The 18,373-nt window shown below is 55.8% G+C and carries 12 protein-coding genes; 1 reads left to right on the top strand and 11 read right to left on the bottom strand.

The features are described 5' to 3' along the window. Positions 1-3 precede the first annotated feature (3 nt). The 11 genes from EDF61_RS16115 to EDF61_RS16065 all read right to left on the bottom strand — a co-directional run bounded on the left by EDF61_RS16115 (position 4) and on the right by EDF61_RS16065 (position 15,928). Positions 4-1,392, bottom strand: coding sequence for an LLM class flavin-dependent oxidoreductase (locus EDF61_RS16115; RefSeq protein WP_133834779.1), 1,389 nt, complete (start codon positions 1,390-1,392; stop codon positions 4-6). Positions 1,393-1,932: 540 nt separating this feature from the next. Continuing rightward, positions 1,933-3,324: an ABC transporter ATP-binding protein gene (locus tag EDF61_RS16110; protein WP_133834778.1), complete on the bottom strand. Its 1,392-nt coding sequence runs from the start codon at positions 3,322-3,324 to the stop codon at positions 1,933-1,935. Beyond that, the gene (locus EDF61_RS16105; RefSeq protein WP_133834777.1) at positions 3,321-4,079 is read right to left on the bottom strand and encodes an energy-coupling factor transporter transmembrane component T family protein; all 759 of its coding nucleotides are present in this window, start codon (positions 4,077-4,079) and stop codon (positions 3,321-3,323) included. The genes EDF61_RS16110 and EDF61_RS16105 overlap by 4 nt, the downstream gene beginning before the upstream one ends. A 7-nt stretch (positions 4,080-4,086) precedes the next feature. Further along, on the bottom strand, positions 4,087-4,893 hold the full coding sequence (locus EDF61_RS16100) for an ECF transporter S component (protein WP_133834776.1): 807 nt from the start codon (positions 4,891-4,893) through the stop codon (positions 4,087-4,089). A gap of 116 nt (positions 4,894-5,009) precedes the next feature. Beyond that, entirely contained in the window at positions 5,010-6,107 is a 1,098-nt protein-coding gene (locus EDF61_RS16095; protein WP_286172301.1) for a nucleoside hydrolase, read from the bottom strand. Between the two features lie 37 nt (positions 6,108-6,144). After that, positions 6,145-9,129 carry a DEAD/DEAH box helicase gene (locus tag EDF61_RS16090; RefSeq protein WP_166650855.1) on the bottom strand — a complete coding sequence of 995 codons (2,985 nt, stop codon included), beginning with the start codon at positions 9,127-9,129 and terminating at the stop codon, positions 6,145-6,147. Continuing rightward, positions 9,129-9,518: a (deoxy)nucleoside triphosphate pyrophosphohydrolase gene (locus tag EDF61_RS16085; protein WP_133834774.1), complete on the bottom strand. Its 390-nt coding sequence runs from the start codon at positions 9,516-9,518 to the stop codon at positions 9,129-9,131. Before EDF61_RS16085 ends, EDF61_RS16090 begins: the two co-directional genes overlap by 1 nt. 638 nt (positions 9,519-10,156) lie before the next feature. Continuing rightward, positions 10,157-12,748 (bottom strand): DEAD/DEAH box helicase, encoded by a 2,592-nt coding sequence (locus EDF61_RS16080; RefSeq protein WP_133834773.1) that lies wholly within the window; start codon positions 12,746-12,748, stop codon positions 10,157-10,159. Further along, positions 12,745-13,716, bottom strand: a complete 972-nt coding sequence (locus EDF61_RS16075; RefSeq protein WP_133834772.1) for a HamA C-terminal domain-containing protein — start codon at positions 13,714-13,716, stop codon at positions 12,745-12,747. The genes EDF61_RS16080 and EDF61_RS16075 overlap by 4 nt, the downstream gene beginning before the upstream one ends. A 1,143-nt stretch (positions 13,717-14,859) precedes the next feature. After that, positions 14,860-15,189 (bottom strand): glycosyltransferase family protein, encoded by a 330-nt coding sequence (locus EDF61_RS16070; RefSeq protein ID WP_133834771.1) that lies wholly within the window; start codon positions 15,187-15,189, stop codon positions 14,860-14,862. Positions 15,190-15,481: 292 nt separating this feature from the next. Further along, entirely contained in the window at positions 15,482-15,928 is a 447-nt protein-coding gene (locus tag EDF61_RS16065) for an SRPBCC family protein (protein WP_133834770.1), read from the bottom strand. Between the two features lie 782 nt (positions 15,929-16,710). Between EDF61_RS16065 and EDF61_RS16060 the strand changes: the two genes are divergently transcribed. Next, complete coding sequence (locus EDF61_RS16060) at positions 16,711-18,240, top strand: AAA family ATPase (protein WP_133834769.1); 1,530 nt, start codon at positions 16,711-16,713, stop codon at positions 18,238-18,240. The last annotated feature ends 133 nt before the right edge of the window (positions 18,241-18,373 follow it).

The following is an 18,373-nucleotide window of genomic DNA, read 5'->3' as shown; positions in this document are numbered from 1 at the left end:
CTCCTAGCTGGCTTGTGCGGTGGTCTGCTGGTTCAGTGCTGCGCCTGGGTGGTCCAGGGGCAGCCGGGCGTTGCCTTCTCCGAAGAGCGTCTCGCGCAGGGTGGACCCGGCGAAGGAGGTGCGCATGGCGCCTCGGCGCTGCAGTTCGGGAACGACGAATTCTGCGAAGTCCTTGATGTCCTGGAACTTGATGGCATTGGCCAGGTTGAAGCCGCTGGCCCCGGTCTGCTCCATCCAGGAAATCAGCTCATCCGCGCAGGTTTCCGGTCCGCCCACGATGACCGGCGAGGTGCCGCCGATGCCGATGTACTCGGCGATGTCACGGGTGGTCCAGTCCTTGGACGGGTCCATTTTCAGGAAGAAGTTCAGCATGGTCTGCCCGGCGTTCGTATCGATGTTCTTCAGCGGGACATCCGGGTCGAAGGCCGACAAGTCCACCCCGGCCCAGCTGCTGTAGCGGGCCATGGCCCCGTCGTAGGAGACCAGCTTGAGGTACTCCTCGTATTTGGCCTGCGCTTCTTCATCGGTGGCAGCGCTGATGACGGTGATCATCTGCAAGGTGGCGATGTTCTCCGGGTTGCGCCCGAATTCCAGCGCCTTGGCCTTCAGCCCGTCGACCTGCTTCTTCAGCGCTTCCTTGGTCATCGCGTTCAGGAAGACAGCCTCGGCTGTCTTGGCGGCCAGGGCCACGCCGCGCGGGGATCCGCCGGCTTGGAAGATCACCGGGGTGCGCTGCGGCGAGGGTTCGCAAAGGTGGATGCCCGGAACGCTGAAGTGCTCGCCCTGGTGTTCGATATTGTGCACGCGACTGGGGTCCACGTAGGTGGAGGTCGCGGCATCGCGCAGCACTGCGTCTTCGTCCCACGAAGTCTCCCAGAGCTTCATGGCCACGGTGATGAATTCCTCGGCGCGGGCGTAGCGGTCGTCATGGGCTTCGGCGGCTTCGAGTCCGGCGATGTTCCGCGCTGCGCTGTTGGTATAAGAGGTGACGACGTTCCATCCCACTCGGCCATCGGTCAGGTGATCCAGAGTGGAGAACTTGCGGGCCAGCTTGTACGGGGCGTCGTAGGCGGTGGAGGAGGTGACGCCGAAGCTCAGGTGCTTGGTTACCGCGGCCATGGCCGGAATAAGGTATGAAGGATCATTGGCCGGGATCTGCGCGCCGTCCTTCAGGGAATCATTCACCGAGCCCTTGTAGGTCTCGTGATAGCCGTCGTTGTCGGCAAAGAAAATCCCGTCAAAGCAGGCAGCTTCGAGGAGTTTCCCGTACTCGACCCAGTAGCCGAGCGACTTGTATTCACCACCCCGGTCCTTCGGATGGCGCCATGTGCCAGCGGAAAGATGCGCCGGGCCGTTGAAGTCGAACGCGAAAACGCGCATCTCCTTTGTCATGTTGAATCCCTTCAATGTGTTCACTAGATGAACTATGTGTTTATTCAGTGATCACAGACTAGGGTGTCGAAGGCCACACCGTCAAGCGGTAAAGGAGTTCTATTTCACATGGATCGGCAATTGTGACAAGCAAGCTCGCAGGTGGGCTTTGCAGCAAAAGCCAGCCGCTTCGGATTCCTCCACGTCACTTCGCGTAGGCGAGGGATTGAAGGCATGAAATCTGGTGACGCCAAGAGAATGTTGGTGCGAGGAGGAGCCAGCGGAGCAGTCGGAGCAGTCGGAGCAGTTCTCTCGATGAGCTGACCTACGACTGCGTTTTTACCTTGGTTTGGGGACCAATTCCTTGCACGGCCGGAATGATGACTCAGCTCGCGAGGTGCAATAATGGCTGACCGAATAGACGAGTACCCACAATCCACCGGGGCAGAAGGGTGTGAATTCACCGTACGGCGTGCATGGCGCAGAGACTTGATTACCTTGGAGCGCACCGGGAATAGGCTTGGCCCAGACGCGGGCGCCTATCCCGCAGCAGAAAAATTGCTACGACAGCTGGTGCACCCTGTGCGCGGTGGACGACATGAACCGCTCATCGTGGGAGGAGAACAGCACCGCTCCCCCGCGTTCGAGTACGGAATCGATGGCCCCGTGCAGGCAGTGAAGCCCCGCCGAGTCCAGCGCTTCGGTTGGCTCGTCAAGGAGGAGCAGCTGCGGTTCGCGCACCAAAACGGTGGCCAAGGCAACGAGCCGGCGGGCCGAAGCCGGCAGCTCATAAGGATGGGTCTGCGCAAAGGATTCCAGACCCAGCTGTGCAAGCACCAACGGCACGCGGTCACGTTGGATGCTCTTCTTGGGAAGGCCAAAGGAGACCTCCCGGGCAACTGCACGCTCGAAAAGCTGGTCCGAAGGGTTCTGCAGGAGCATCCCAGCATCACCTGCCACCAGCACTTTTCCGGCAGTTGGCTTGATTAGCCCTGCTGCGGCTTTGAGCAGTGTCGTCTTGCCCGTACCGTTGGCGCCGGCCAGCCCCACGCATTCACCGGCACGGACTTCGAGGTCAAGGTTGGAGATGACCGGGGCGCTGGCGCCTTTGTATCCGAGTTGCACGCCGGCAAAGTCCAGCAAAGGCTTTGCGGATGCGGCGGGGACAGATGGTCTATTTGATTTGGAAGGCAACGCACTGGTTGCAGCGCCTGCAGTTGCTCGCTGCAAAGTTCCTTCCGCCAAGTTCCACAGTGAATCCGCTTCGGCCTCCCATGCTTCTGCCGTCCGGCTCAGCACCACAAGTGCAGTGCCTTCGGCACGCAACCTGGTGATCATCGAAGTCACGGCCTGAGTTGCCTTGGAATCCAACCCGGCCAACGGTTCATCGAGCACAATGATGGACGGTTTGGCTGCGGACAACGCGGCCAGTGCGACCAGGCGTTCTTGGCCTCCTGAAAGCTTGGCGGGATCGCGTTCCAGCAGATGTTCCAGGGAAAGCCGCGTGGATAGCTCGTCAATGAGGTCTGCCATCTCTTCACGGGGCATTCCTTCATTCTCCCGCGCGAAGACCAGCTCTTCTGCAACCGTCTGGCGAATCCCCGAGAGGTAGAGCCCGGCATCCTGGGGCAGCAGTCCTACGTGCCTGGCCCAGCCGGCGACGTCGATTCGTGGCGAACGCTCCGGAGAAAAATCGATCCGTTGCCCCGCCAGGCTGACCGTTCCCTCGCATTGGTCTGCTCCTGGCCGCGGAAGCATGCCAGCGAGTACTCCGCCCAGCGTGGACTTTCCGGATCCAGAGTCGCCGGCAATGACAGTCAGGGAACCCGGGGAGAATTCCAACTCGATCTCGCGCAAGGCCTCGGCGTGCGCCTCGGAGTAGCGGAAGCTTCCCAGCCTGAGGTGCAGCGCCGCCGTGGTTCCGGCAGGTGCACGGTGAACCATATCCATCATGAGGCTCCCCCGAGAGGCACCAGAATCGCTACCGGCACCAGCACCGAACACAGCAGGGCAACCCAGCGGACGCCCCTCTGGATCTGCGAGTCTGCGACACGGCGCAATCTGCTGTGCTCACCGCGGGCAGGGAAACCGCGCGCGGCCAGATGCACCGAACGGTCATGGGCATCTTGCACCGAGGAGAGCACCAGCGGAACGGATCGCAGCCTCAGGCGCTGCAGCCACCCGGCCAAACCCCGGCCGGTTCCTGCTTTCCGCAAGGCCTGGGCTTGGCCGATGGCATGCTGCTTTTCCATCATCTGCGGAAGAAGGAACAGCGTGGATGCCAACAGGTATCCCGCCTGCGGCGGAGCCGGAGACAAGTCGATAGCTGCCACCAGCTGGTGCTTGTCGATCAGCAGACCGCAAAGCAAACCCGCCACCACCAGCACGGCGGTGCGCAAGGCCAGGGCCATGGCGATCTCCGCTCCCCCAAGCGTCAGGCTGACTGGCCCCCATGCGGCGATCACCGCCGACGAATCCTGTGAAGCCAGTCCATGGATCATCAGCAAGGACAGGAGGGTCGGGAGCATGATGGCACCGCTGAGCGCCGCGAGTTTGCGGGCCTTGCCCGCAACCGCGCCAATGGCCAGGCAAAGCGCTATTACCGCGCAGCTCAGCCACCAGCGGCTGGCAGCCGTGGCCACCGAAACGGTGAGCACGGCTAGGCAAAGCACGGTAAAAGGATGCAACTCAGCGATGCGGCGCTTCATAGGTGGCCTACTTGTTTCCGCTCTTGCCCAGCACCTTGTAGCGGCGGATGAATTCGAAAGAACCGCTCAAGCGCTTCGGCAAGGCGAAGACCAGTAACGCCGCGATGAGGAAGACAATTGCCTTGTCTCCCGGGTCAGAGATCAGGGCCTGCTTGGTGACCGCGGAGAGCAGCGAATCACCCATGGAGCGGAAGGCCGCAACTACTGCGCCGGTACCGACTCCCGAGGTGCCGCCGTAGACGAAGGCAGCCACCGGGGAGGACACTACGCCAACCAGTACACCGGCAACTAAGCCTGCGATTGGGGCAAGGTATGGCCGGCGCAGGGCGCCGTAGCGAGCGGCGGTTCCCGCGAGGAAGCCAACCAGTGCGGCTCCGGCAGCGAATGGCAAGACGGTGGGAGCAAATAGCGACCAGATCAGCGTGCTGAGCACACCGGTGGCGGCGCCGGCACGGCGTCCGGCCAGGAAGCCCACAAGCACAGTGCCGATGGAGTCCAGGTAGAGCGGGACCATGACGGACCCGACGAATTGGCCGAGGATGATGTTCAGTGCCAGGGCGACTGGGATCAGCGTCAGGGCGGAGACCGGCAGGTCTGGCAAGACTGCGAGCAGCAGCAGGACGGCAGCGATCAGGTAGGCGGCGAAAGTTGCCAAGGCGACACCCTGGCCCAGGCCTTCGACGATTCCCGTGGGTTGGGTAATGACCAGGAACAGGTAGGTTCCAACGAGCAGCAGGGTTCCAGCTGCGCCGAGCACCCTGCGCCGCAGGAGCTGGGCTGCTGATGCTTCAGGCAAAAGAAGATTCGGTGACATGATGAGGCAATCCTGGGGATACGAGTTAATTGCGCGCAGGATTGCTCCCGCAACGCGCGAATGGCGGGTCTATGTCACCTCGACCCGGTAGACGATTCTAGCCCACCTGCCTGTGCTCAGGAATTCCCGTTGAGTTTCCTTGCCAGCGCACCAAGGCGCTGGACCAGCTCGGCGAACCCTGCCTCAGGGTCGTTTGATACAACCACGTGGGCATTCGCCGGCTTGCCCCACAGCCCGCGGAAGTCAGCCACGGTGGTACCGAAGAGCAACGGCGATTCTGTCTCGACGTCCACCGTTGCGGGACGGGTCTCGTAGTCCAGCGTCCCGGCGGCAACACCGGCGGCAAAGAAGTCGTGCACGTGGGCGATGTAACCCTGGTCGTATTGCCGGTGGAATTCGAAGTAGAACCGCAGTGCATCGGAGAGATATCGCACCAGCGGATTGGAGGACTTGCTCAACGTCCCTTCAGGGTCGCTGGCCTGGACTATTTCCGGTTCAGCGCATCCAGCTTCAATGGAGAGCCTAGTAAGGAAGTCCGGCTGCATTTCGAAGTTCTCCGTGGTGTCCAGGGAGCAGACAATCGGCAGTTTCGAGGAGTCCAATCCTTGTTCAGCGGCAGCAGAGTAGGCAGCAAAAACTTCCTTTGCGGCGTGCGGGTCTACGTGGGTGTTCCACTCGGCCGTCGGTGTTGTATTCCCTTGGTAGTAGAAAGCACCGCCCATGATCACTACCTTGCGCAGCAACCAGGGAAGTCTAGGTTCTTCGCGTAGCGCTAGTGCGAAGTTAGTCAACGGGGCGCTGAGCAGGACCGTCAGCTCTCCCGGGTTAGCTCGGGCTGCTTCAATCCAGTAGTCCACTGCGCCAACATCTGTTGAAGATTCGGATTCTGAATCTGGAAGAGTCGCGTAACCAACACCTTGCGTACCGTGAGTTTCCGGTGTGGTCACCAGCGGAATCTGCAGAGGCTCCCGTGCACCAATGAGTACCGGAACTTCGGGGCGACCGCAGAGCGCCAGCAGAGCTCGATTATTCGCAGCGACTTGTTCGACGTCGACATTTCCAGGCGTGCTGGTGAGGGCCTCTATCTTTACGTGGTCGCAGGCGCACAGGAACGCGAGCGCCAAGGCATCGTCGATACCTGTGTCGTTATCAATGAGCAGATGAACCTGTGGTTCGCCTTCATCCCGTTCCGCATCGGATCGTACTGCATTCAATCGCACTCCTAGAAGCTCTAGAAAATCATCGGCCAGACTACGTCAGGTTTACATTCGGGCTCAAATAGTCGTACAGAGCGTTGTCGATCGCTTTCTCAAAATGCAGGTTCATCGTGACAACGTCAAGCTGCTCTTGGTTCTTTCCAGACATGTGAGTCTGCTCGGCATTACGTGAATCGGCCTGGCCTAAGTAAAAGAATTCGGTACCTTCCGCATCGTCTTTCTTAACGAAGACGTACAGATCAACCTCGTTATCCACTATTCGCCGGACTTCATCGCTCTGTAGCGTTCGCCTTGATCGCGTGAACCATCGCAGATGGGAAGGATCAACCAGTTCATCCTGGTACGCGGTACTAGCCGAGATATCGTCAGATTTGTGCAGCGTCACAAAAATCGGGCAGGTCTTCGATTCTGGGTCGACTTTGTACCCGTAAAGCGTCGACGTCCATTTTCGTGGCAGTCCCAGAAGACGTGTCACTTCCTTTCGGGAATACTGTCCTCCAACGATAAACGGATCTCCAGCAACATACCGGTCTCGCACTAGGGCCATGCCCGTTTGTATGATGTCGTCCACTTCGTTGGTGAATGCACGGTGTGAACGATATGAACTGAGAAAACCAGGATCAGCCGATATGGACTCTCCATCGATGTTCGCCAAGCGAATTCCATATCGACTTTGATCAACTTGTCCGTGATTAGCAAGATTCAGAGTTTCTACGGTGCTCATCAATTCGCGATGGGCCGCGTCGATTCCTTCGTTGAGGAGCGCTGCTTGGAATTGGGGCAAGGTTACCGACCCGTGTGAAAGCAACTCACGGACAAGCACGAACTCATGAATTCTCTTCGACGTCAGGACTTCATGCGATAGTAGTGACAACGCATTGAGCTCATCCTGGCTAAGCTCATGATCAATCCGCAAAAGACTCTTGACCAACGCTGGATAGTTTTCCTTCTTCGTTGCCAGCAATACCGGATCGACCGATTCAAATCGATAAAAATCAAAGAGCTTCGGTGCGCGTCCGACGCGGTTCTGCATCGACTGCATCGCACCGCGGAGCTTTTGAATGCTGTCCAGAGCAGTTGTACGGATGGAATCAAGTACACGCTGCTGCGAGACCTTATCGAATCGAACACTCGATAACCCTGCAAGTACGCCCGCCTGTTCGGTGGAAATAAGCTTCTCTTTCAGCGACTCTTTGTTCAGCGATTCATCGCCGAAAAGCGCGATCGGGATCATGTAGTTGTTCGCGTAGTTGCCAATGAAGTCGATCACCACCAAGTAGTCCTTCATCGGTGCTTTACGCAAACCGCGTCCAAGCTGCTGCACGAACACTATGGCCGATTGCGTTTGGCGAAGCATCACAACCTGATTCACTGTGGGGATATCCACCCCCTCATTGAAGATGTCGACGGTGAGGATGTAGTCGAGTTCTCCGCGTTCCAGCTGCCCAACTACTCGTTCTCGCTGTTCCACGGAATCGTCACCGCTGAGACTCACCGTCCGCAAAGTTTTCCCACGCAGTTGCTGCTGGTTCAGCGCTGCAGATAGAGCAGCAGCTTCCATTTTACGAGAACAGAAAATAAGCCCCTTCGGGGCAACACCCGCCTGCCCATATTTAGCCAGCGCGTCAATAATGTGGTGAACACGGTCCGCCGTCACTAGATGTCCCAGATCATCTGTGCTGTCTAGGATCGTCTGGTCATCAAGCGTTACGTCGGCTATCCCGTAGTAATGAAATGGGCTCAGCATGTTCTCTTCCAACGCGTGATTCAAGCGAATCTCATACGGCACGTTGTAGTCGAAAAACTCAAAAACATTGAATCCATCGCTACGTTCTGGTGTGGCTGTCAGGCCAAGCAGGAAAGTAGGTTCGAGGTATCCAAGGACCTTCTTGTATGTTGGAGAACCAACGCGATGCGCCTCGTCAACGATGATGTAGTCAAAAGTGTCTGGCTGAATTTCGTGCAGCACACTATCTTGGGACAATGTCTGCACCGTTGCGAAAACAAACTTGCGGTCGCTTTGTTTGGAGACACCCGCAAGTTTGCCAAAATCGTTGTAGTCGCTACCGATGACGCGGCGGTACTCTTGGATGGTTTTATCGAGGATCTGCTCGCGGTGAACGATAAATAAGAACCGGCCAGGATGAGCTGCCCGTACTTCCAATGCCGAGAGGATCGTCTTTCCCGTACCGGTAGCCGAAATAACGATGGCCTTCGACGCCCCGCTCGTCCGAACCTGTTCCAGCGCTTTGAGCGCCTCCGTTTGCATCTGATTCGGGAGGATCGGCATGAGCAACTCGGACGACACAGCACTATCCGGCGACTGGCCGCTCACTTCAAGATCTTGTTCAGCCGCTATCGGCAGAAGATGCTCATCAACGTCAGTTCGAGGGGCAGTTGCTACTTTCCGACGTATCGGAGGAGGCGTGTACTGTTCCGCATACGCATCTATCCACCGTTGGCTCAGTGCTTCGGATTCTTCAAGCTGGTTCTGGGTCAACAAAGATAGCTGGTCAGCTAGATCGCTGCCCTCGGATGCAGAAACTTTCAAGTTCCATTCATAATTTTTCACGATGGCGTTACCGGTCAAATTTGAACTTCCGATCATGGCCGTAACCATATTCTCGGTTTTGAAAATATAACCCTTCGGGTGAAAGGCTCCCGCTTTGTGAATTCGAACGTTGATCCCTAGAGTTTCAAGGTTCAGTAACTCGCTAAAAGCCGATGGCGAATTAAAGCCCAAATAGTCGGAGGTGACAATCGTTCCTCGACCCGAAAATTCCACGAGCTCCTGTTTAAGTAAAGCAATCGCATTCGGGGTTACAAAAGCGACGGAGAAAATGAATTCATCACAACGGGCAAGCTCTTCGCGAAGGATGCGCAGAACTGTATTTCCGTCAGCGTTCAATACGACACGAGGGTGGTGATGGCGGCGAGATTGCTGTTTCCCGTCTAAGAATCCAAAAGTGACGTCTCTAGAGAGACCGCTACCAAGAACGAGATCAGCGTTTGTCTTCACTACGCCGCCTGGATGATTTCCACCGCGGGAATGTCCGCTGGCGCCCACTCCAGGGACATGAGTTCATCGCGTTTGAGCCACTTTGCATCTTCATGCTCTGTTAGCTGCGGTTCTCCTTCGACTAACTCGCAATAGAAGGTTGTCAGTGTGACAATTCCGAAGTCATATTCATAGGTGGTACTCGTGACTTCAGAATCTACTTTGACCGTACAGAGAAGTTCTTCTCGGATCTCGCGCTCTAAGGCTTTACGAGGTGTTTCTTCTTCTTCGATTTTGCCACCAGGGAATTCCCACATGCCGCCGAGACTTCCGTTTAGGCCTCGTTGAGCGCAGAGGATTTCATCGTTCCTGACGATAACGGCACCAACAACATTGATTTGCTTCTTCAAACTGATTCTCCTCTGACGTCAATCTCGAATCGCGACTTCCGATAGTTGCGATCCTATCGGTCTGTCCAGACGGAATCACATTCTGCTCCACAAGAGCCATGGATTATCGATTCATGGAAGCGGGAACCATGGGACGATTCAGTTCGATGGAGTTTGGGTATCTCTTATAAACTTACAGTGGGGTTTCGACTAGGGCTTTTCGAGTAAGCCATTGCATTTTATGCATTCAGTCTGCGATATTTGCATCCATGAAAGCCCTGGCGTGAGCAAAGGAAACGGTGAATTGATCTGTTTGCCTTTGGCTATGGCACCAGACCAAGAGCAGTTTCTGGGCCAAGTCTTGGACGTGTGGAAACGTCAAAACTTGGCCCAGAACTTAGGGCTAAGCACTATACAGCGGCACTACTTGGTCCAGTCTCAGAATCATGGCGTAGCGCTAGATCAAAGGTATAACGCTAAGCGTAGAACTACTGCACCGACGGACCCTGATTGTCATAACCCGGAGCGATCTCATCACCTAAAAAGTTCCGATAGGCATCGCCGTCTTTAGGTGCAGATCCGCCGGTGCCTCACGGAGTCAGTAGTGGAGGCCAGATATGGAGGAAACGGATAGCGATTTTCGCAATGGAGCATAGTGTTCAGATTTTCCGCTCGTCAGCTTCTTGAGCTTCAGCAGCTCGGCTACGCATGCGGTCTACCAAAGCTCGAATCTCTTTTCTCACGAATGACGGGAGGATCTCCCTGTCAAAATCATGCGCCAAGAGCTTGTCCCGCACGCTTGACTCGTCTAGGCCAGGCTCGGTGAAGAGATTGCCTACATGGATAGCGGATGCTCGCGACAGGCCGTTCGCGATCAATGACATATCGGTTCGACGAGTGACTCCCAGCTCGAGCATCAACCTAATATCTTCCATCAAATCCGGGATATCCGTTCCCCGGCGCGCGGCCTCAGATTTCAGGACATCAGTGTAGCAAGACAGAAATTTTGGAGCTTCATATCGCGCCACTCGTTCGACTTGGCTGAGAACCTCCCTTATTAGACCCGGGTAGTCGACTTCTTCATTGCGACTACGGCGGTATTTTGCCTTATTTTCAATAATTACTCGCAAAGGTCGTCCGGTCATCCAATTGATTAGGAGGTTTGCGACCAACAGTCTGTACTGACCATTACCGAAAGGCCCCCCAAGATGCTCATCTATAATTCCCAAAGCATCTTTGAAGGAGTCCAATGCATCGTCGGCACGAGGATCGACAAGGTGGATCGCATCGAGATCCGTTTCTGATATAGCCGCCCTTAGTCTCTCAATTGATAGAGGACTGACGCCAAAATGCCGAGCAACCACACTATGGTCTACAGAAATTCTCTTCAGCATGGACGCCACTTGTGTGTCGATTTGATGCGCGACAGTTGCGTCGCTTGTTAAGCCAGGGATGGAAGCGACAGAGCGGCCCCCGATAGCCTCTGCCGTAATGAAGCTCAAAGCTGCTTCAGTTTCTGGCGCGTACTTCGTCGTGGCGCTTGTCTTGGGCGCACCGTCTTGCATATATCCAAGGAGCGTGTCCGGGGCGTCGAGTGCGGACTTGGCTGAGATGGTGATTGGCATACGAACTCGGTCGGTAGGGATGTTCTTCCAAACATTAGCCTTATCAGTATCGATGCAAAAGATGTTGCCTTCAAACTCTGTGCCCCACCGGCCAGCACGCCCAGCCAGGTTCCAGAAGTCAGAAATGGTCATGTTATTCCGGGCGCCCTTCTTCGGAGCACGGACAAAAATGTTTCTGCATGGAAGATTTACGCCCTCCAACAAGGTGGAGGTGCAGGCAAGATACTTAATATTGCCTTTCTTAAATTCATCCTCAACGCGAAGTTTAAGGCTGAGAGGTATGTCACCATAGTGGAAGGCTACGCCTCGAAGTACGTAGTCTGCGAGTAAATATTTCTCATGAATAGTTTCCCTAATAAACTCAGCTAGATCGACAAGCTCATCCAGGTTACTTTCGGCCTCGTGTCCTAGCAGGTTATAGATCTCACGGGCATACTTCTCAGCGTCTGCCGCCCCGTTAGCGTAAATCAGATTTCCCCCTGCATCGCCGAGAGCATGGGCGATACGCGGTAAGCGTTGACCCGTTGACGGTACGTCTTTGAGTTTGACCGTCCCTATGTGCTGTTCTTCACCTCTATACCGATTGCGCAGTTCGAACTCGCGCGGTTTTCTGTGGACCTGGTTCACATAAATCAGATTCTGACTGACTGTAACGGACTCGCCAATTATATGTCTGCCTGGATCACCATTTGATGCCGACTGAACAAGGATTTCAGGATTTGCAGAAAGCGGACTAGCGAAAATAATTTGAGCAGCAGCATTCCTACTAGCACATTCAGAAATCACTTGGGACATAAGGATTCCCCGCGAGCTATTACCGATATTCTGAGCCTCATCGATAAAAACGAAATCAGGTAGGAAATCTGGATTGCTAGTAAGGTGGATATGCAACCGTTCCTGAGTAAAAATGTAAACGGAAGATTCGGGTGCATTCTCTTGCTCAAGACTCCAGGGAAGGGTCTGGATGGACACACTAAAGCCTAATTCTGTGCGCAACCCCGTGCCAACTTCTTCAATGAGTGCCCGCGTGGGCGCCAAATAAACAATTTTTATTTCGGGGTCCTGCGCCAAGCGTTCTTTTATCCAGGCCTGAACAATAAAAGATTTCCCGGCCGACGTGGGTGCAGAGATACTCAACCAACCGAGCTGTTGCGCTGCATCCCAGAACTCTTTTTGGAATGTGTTAAGGACAAAAGACACTCCGACTAAGTCGATCGTCAATTCGGATACTCGAGTACCAGCGTCCAAGCGCAGCTCGACGGGAGCTCTGCCCATAGCGTTAATATCTATAATTCCTTTTGCCTGCGCAAGAGCAGCAGCCCTTACGTTGCCTTCGCGCTGTAGAAGAAGTAACGCGGCAGCCTTTTGTTCACTCGTCGTTACTTCTCCAGACAAAAGGCATGACTGGGCGATGCGCAGCACTGCTTCATTGGCGGACTCTGAGTCGTAGGATGTCAACGCACTGGCACACATTAGGGCGAAGTTCCAGTCGATGTCAGGAACGTCCGACTCAGGCGTGAATATTCCGAATTCTTTCCGAAGATTCATAACAGTTGCATTAGATAGTGATTTCTTAAACCCGGGGAGTTCCAGAACCTCATTGACGAAATCAATCTTGGCAGTCATGCGTTTGTAGCTTTCTTGGGTTGGATCTCCGGAATGGGAATATCAAGCGTTGTCATGATTGCGTTTCGGAATTCCTGCGCGGAAGGAACGGGAACAAGGAAAATCTCAATCGCGATCTCCTGCAGTTTTCTAGAGTTGAGTCGTCTATTTATCTTCTTAATCCAGCTGGCAAGATTGGCTTCAATTTTCTCTTGGATCGCCACAATGTCGTGGGGAAGCTTGGGATAGTTTTTGTGGTCGAATCCTATAACGCAGGCACCTCGTGCTTCCACCTTTACTGACTCTGTATTGTCCTGATCAAAAAAACGGAGAAGACGAAGCTTTACTTCTTCATCCGCAGTGTCTAGATAGTGCATGACAAGCCACTGGTCGCGTCGGATGACCTCCCAGTCCATTCTGAGGAAAGGTTCCAAGCTCTTAAAGCACGCGCTCAAGGCATCTCCAACATCCGCATACATCTTTGCCTCGCCCCAGTAAAGCGCTAGGTTGCCACTTTCTTCTTCGAGGACAGCATGTACCGCATCAGCGCCGTGCACGTGGACGTTCTCAGATGTTTTCAGCGACATCTTTGTCATAAGTTGAGGTACTTCGAGAACATTTTCAAGGAGAGTAAACAGAAGTAGTTCTGAACCCTCTCCAGTCATGGGCTGAGCTTGGGCGAAAGTCTCCTTAGCTCGTCGGTAGAGTCTGCTACTCGCAGCTATCCGCTGATGTTCCGGGAGATCGGAGAGACGTTTGATATCTGATCGGGGAATGCAAAAGAAGATGATTTGGTCCGCGAGCACCTCCGCCAGCTGAGATAGCCTAACGTTCCCGTTGGCGTCGCTGAGAACATAATGCGTTCGCACCGTAGTTTTTGTTCCCGATAGGATTGTGGGTTCGCCGTGGTGAAGAGTTGAGTCGAGCAGGCCAGGGTTATAGCGCGCCATGTTCTTAAGCGCATGTGCAAATTTTTCGTCGGAGAGCAAGTTGCCTACTCGGTGGTTGTGAAGGAAGAAAGGACATGGATAAAGAACAGAACCGCGCTCGATTCGCAACGCATAAAAACCACTCTATCGTCCTCTAAAAAAATATTCAGAATGAAGTGGAAGGTTCTCTCCGCTATTACTGATTTTAATTAATGATACTTACACCCAGATATTACCCATAAATAGAGAGGCAGCGATTGGGTTGCTAGCCTTAGCCGGCGGTTTCTTGTTTTCTCTCCACCCTTCGGCTGCATTCTCATTGTCTGCTAGTGGCACCATCTTTCCTACACTAAGATTTCTGGCTGGCCTCTGCATCAAATGTTCCGCGCTCGCCTGAATGATCAATGTAATTAATCTGGCCGAAATTTGTTCCTGGCGTTGTTTGAGGATACTGCCCGAGTTTGGTCAGGAAGAGCGCGTCAGTCAAATGAGCTAGTGCTGAGAACCGCTAGCTGTACCAGCCAACCTTGGTATCTTGAACCTGAAGGGTGAACCCCAGCTGACAACATTCAGGAAGTGACCAGACGAATTGGACGCTCATGAATGACATGCTGAGACGTCTTGCAACCGAAGGGTTGCAAGACGTCTCATCAGACCTCAGTCCCCCAGCTGAAATTCCTTGGAAACTCGATGGTAGAAAATTCTTGCAACTATGCGTTGCAACTAAGATCCTTGAATAGTGTCAGCAGCATTAGTTGCGAGGCATTTTTAAAGAGCCCCCGGCGAAATTCTTCGGGCACGCCCGCGTGTTAATCAACCCCTAATGCGACGACCGACAGATTCATGTTTTACGGCGGCTGGAGTATGCCGTCTTGGCCTCGTCTATCGACCATGGTATTTGGGGCACATTGACTAGCCGGGTAGACGCGACAAAGCGCTCACTGTTCTGCGCCCAAAAAACCCTGGTAAAAGTACGGAAACCCGGGAGACGCCTAGGAACGAAGAGTTTGCCTTCCTACCCGCAGAAAACGTCTCTGCTTCCGACCGGAGGCACCGAACAATCTAGACGGCTAGGAATGTAATAGGACCGCAGATTGCTGAATCTGGTATGAACATCAACGCCATTCCCACCGTGAAAATGGACGGAACCACGACCTCCGTAGCCGAATACCACGGTGAGGTCTGCATCGGCTACGGACACCACTACCGGCCGGAAACGATGGCCAGCACGATCACCGCCCCCAAGAAAAGCAGCGTAAAGACCTTCAATGTGGTCCCCAGGCCGATGAGCACCCCGGCCAGGAACGTCACCGCCAACATGTCCCAGTTTATTGTCGCCGCCAGGATGGTCCCGAGGGCTAGCGCCATCATGGCCGCATCCCAGAGCCAGCGCCCGGCGATCCGGGCCGTCACCACGACCACCATGATCCACAGGCCCACCACCAACAAGAAGTTCCGGTCGAAGAATACCAGCGCCCTGTCGAATTCGCCGACCGGGATCAGTGCTGCCGTCAGCGAGGCGACAACGGACATCAGCACCGGGTATTCGAATTCGGCGCCAGCAGCGAAGGGCGCGAACCCGCGAGCGCCGAAGAGCGCGACCCAGTCCGAATAGCAGGCTCAGGCGTAGGCGTTCTTGGAGGGGACGGACAACAGGTGCAACAACGGTGAGGAGCATCAGCACTCGCTCGATGGTGAAGAAGTCCGGGTTGATCCACCCCGGATTGCTGTGTTTTCCCAGCGGACCGCCGATGCGCACGGTGACGCGTGGCACTGCACGGTGTTTTGCCTTGTCATCGACGAGCTACTCAGGGCAGAGAGCCCCCTACTCGGAGGCGTCGGGGAACTGCGCGGCCAGCCGTTCCAGGGTGCGTTCCATATTCGGCCCGGTGCTCCGGGTGAAGCCCATCAGCCGCAGCAGCCATTGGTGCCGCACCCGGCTCGCATCCCAGGTTTCGCTGACCAGCGTCCCCGACCCGACAGCTTCCAGCTCGTAGCGCCACCGATGCCCGCTGAAGTGCCGCCAGGCGATCTGCCGGTCCTGCTCGAATTCCACCACCGTATTGCTGATCCGGTAAGGGACCCCCAGACGCATCTGCATGCCGAACTCGCTGCCCAGCGTGAGTTTGCTCCCCTCGGCGTTCGAGGCCCGCACCGTTCCGGAGCCGTCGATGACCGGGTGCATGACCGGATCCCTGAGCAGTTCGAAGATCTCTGAAGGCGCGGCGGCAACGAGGCGGCGGCGGGTTTGCAGATACGGGGATGGATTCATCAGGCCATCCTATTCCGCATCTGATCCTGAGCCCGGTAGCCGGGCGAATCCCCCGACGTTGTTTTTATGCCATTCATGGTTCACCTTCACCCTCATGAAGGGAAATCGATGAGCAAGTTAAGCACACCGGCCATTAGCGTGCGAGAAGCGATCAGGACCTTGTACTTTGGATTATGGCTCCGCACGAGACACTGATCTGTTACTTACCCTGTCCGACCTAACTGGAGGCGTCCCATAATCATGCCAATCCCCTGTCTAACCGCCTGACCAGCACCATTGTGCAATGCCCCTGACGGACGCTGAATCTGGACCCTGAATTCCGGTCGTGGCTCAGACCCGCGGACGCCTAGCGCCCATACCTTGTCTTAGTTTCGAGGCCGCCAATCGAATGAAGCCAAGGATTCCACCCTGGAGTAACGGTGCCCCACGGTGGAATCCTTACCCTATTTGCGTCTCAGGAGAAGTTGATCCCGCCATCGATCAGGACCGTCTGGTCGGTCATGTGATCCGATTCCAGGGGTCGCACCGAACGCCAGCATGTTGCTGGCAACCCGAATCATCGAAGATACCCGCGTCCTCCTAGCCGCTGTAACAGGACCAGACCGGGGCCGGATGCATGCCTCGGCGAAGAACCTGAACATGGCGATTGGATGGTGAGTCGCCTACATAGGCTTCGCACCCTCCGATCAGCTAAGAGCGAGCAAGAGCATCTCCTGCTTAGCTTGAAGAAACTTTCGGTGACCCACGGATTAAAGGACAGTTAGACTGATAGCCTTCAGGACATGGATCCACAGCTGAGCGATTTCATCACGCACTTTGCATCTCTTGCTAAATTAGCCGAGCAGTCACTGCCGCAGGCTTCTGGCCGCCGGCTACGCCCGGCAGTGGCCGAATATCTGAGCATCGATCCCTCCACGCTTTCCGTGGTCACCGAATCCTTCGGACCGCACCGGCTGGCTGACGCCAACAATGTAATTGACGGACTGCTCGCTGCAGCCACTGACGTCCAGTTGCTCGGCCTGTCCGGCAATTCAAGACACCATTCAGATCTCTCCGAGTTGCTCACACAGGGCTACGAACAGGGCCTGTTGGGCGAACCTGGCTATGTTCTGCTACCCATAGGCCCAGGTGAACACCAACGCTTCGTGAGCCTTGGCGTCTTTCTGTTCACATTGGGCGGGCATCCTACGGTTTTGTTGCTGCGTCAGGCCAATCCGCAGTACGGACGCAGTGCTGCCACCTTGGAAATCGTCTGCGCCGACGGCACAACCATCGATCGCTTCCTTTCTGGCTTCCGCGAAGGACTGCGTTCCAGCAGCATATTCCGCGGCCAGGTCATCTCTTTCTCCAACGATGAATACTCGGCGTCGGTGGCCGGCGTCAGCTTCCATCCGCGCCCACAGGTCACCGCCGACCAGGTGATCCTCCCGGAAGGCACGTTGGAACGCATCAGTACACAGGTCACCAGCATCGGAGACCGGCGCGAGGTGTTACTGCGCCACGGCGCACATCTGAAGCGCGGGGTACTGCTCTACGGTCCGCCAGGCACGGGCAAGACCCACACGGTCAGGCATCTGGTTTCCGAAGCCACCGACCACACGGTGGTGCTACTCTCGGGCAATACCTTGCAATTCATTAGCGAGGCCGCCCGCATGGCACGCGCCCTGCAACCGGCCGTGGTGGTGCTGGAGGACTGCGATCTGATCGCCGAGGACCGTTCCTTCGGCCACGGCCCGCAGCCGCTGCTTTTCGAGGTGCTCGATGCAATGGACGGGCTGGATTCTGATGCTGATGTTGTATTCCTGCTGACCACCAACCGCGTTGAGTCGCTGGAACGAGCTCTGGTTCAGCGTCCCGGGCGCATAGATTTAGCAGTGGAGATTCCCCGGCCTGATTTAGCCGGACGCCGCAAGCTGCTGGAACTCTATGGTTCCAAGATCGGGCTGGATTCCAAAACCCTGGACGAGGTAGCGGGAACTATCGAGGGGACCACCGCATCTCTTGCCCGCGAACTGATCCGTCGGTCGGTGCTTCTAGCGGCCTTGCAGGACGCCACTCCGACAGGACATCACCTGCGCGTAGCCGCGGGCGAGTTGATGGATGATTCAGCCGCCCTGACCCGCAGTTTCCTCGGCGGCACCAGCGATCCAGAATCCGAAACGGATACCGATGAGGACGGCGGTAGCTACTTCGGCTATGTGGAGGGATACCGCCCAGGCATCGCCACGAGCCCGGGATTCGGCGTCAGCGAATTTCAGTCAATCGATGACTTTGATTCCGAGCAAGATGAGACTTCGGGCAGCCGGGATTGATCGCCGCAAGATCCTCTTAATTCCAGCAGCGCCTCATCGACCCCATATCCGTTGTTCATGCTTCTGAGCGAATCGGGCGGGAACTTATCGCGGACTAATCTGGCTCTTCAGAAATATGAGTGGAACCACCCCG

This window comes from Arthrobacter sp. JUb115, from assembly GCF_004365035.1.
Classification (GTDB): Bacteria; Actinomycetota; Actinomycetes; order Actinomycetales; family Micrococcaceae; genus Glutamicibacter.
Note: the sequence above shows the minus strand (reverse complement) of the source record. Positions and strands in the feature narration are given on the sequence as shown.

Coding starts and splice junctions, on each gene's coding strand:
- EDF61_RS16070 (WP_133834771.1), bottom strand. CDS start 15,189: ATGTCCGTTGTCGCCTCGCTGACGGCAGCACTGATCCCGGTCGGCGAA.
- EDF61_RS16105 (WP_133834777.1), bottom strand. CDS start 4,079: ATGAAGCGCCGCATCGCTGAGTTGCATCCTTTTACCGTGCTTTGCCTA.
- EDF61_RS16080 (WP_133834773.1), bottom strand. CDS start 12,748: ATGACTGCCAAGATTGATTTCGTCAATGAGGTTCTGGAACTCCCCGGG.
- EDF61_RS16065 (WP_133834770.1), bottom strand. CDS start 15,928: ATGAATCCATCCCCGTATCTGCAAACCCGCCGCCGCCTCGTTGCCGCC.
- EDF61_RS16110 (WP_133834778.1), bottom strand. CDS start 3,324: ATGATGGATATGGTTCACCGTGCACCTGCCGGAACCACGGCGGCGCTG.
- EDF61_RS16100 (WP_133834776.1), bottom strand. CDS start 4,893: ATGTCACCGAATCTTCTTTTGCCTGAAGCATCAGCAGCCCAGCTCCTG.
- EDF61_RS16115 (WP_133834779.1), bottom strand. CDS start 1,392: ATGACAAAGGAGATGCGCGTTTTCGCGTTCGACTTCAACGGCCCGGCG.
- EDF61_RS16060 (WP_133834769.1), top strand. CDS start 16,711: ATGGATCCACAGCTGAGCGATTTCATCACGCACTTTGCATCTCTTGCT.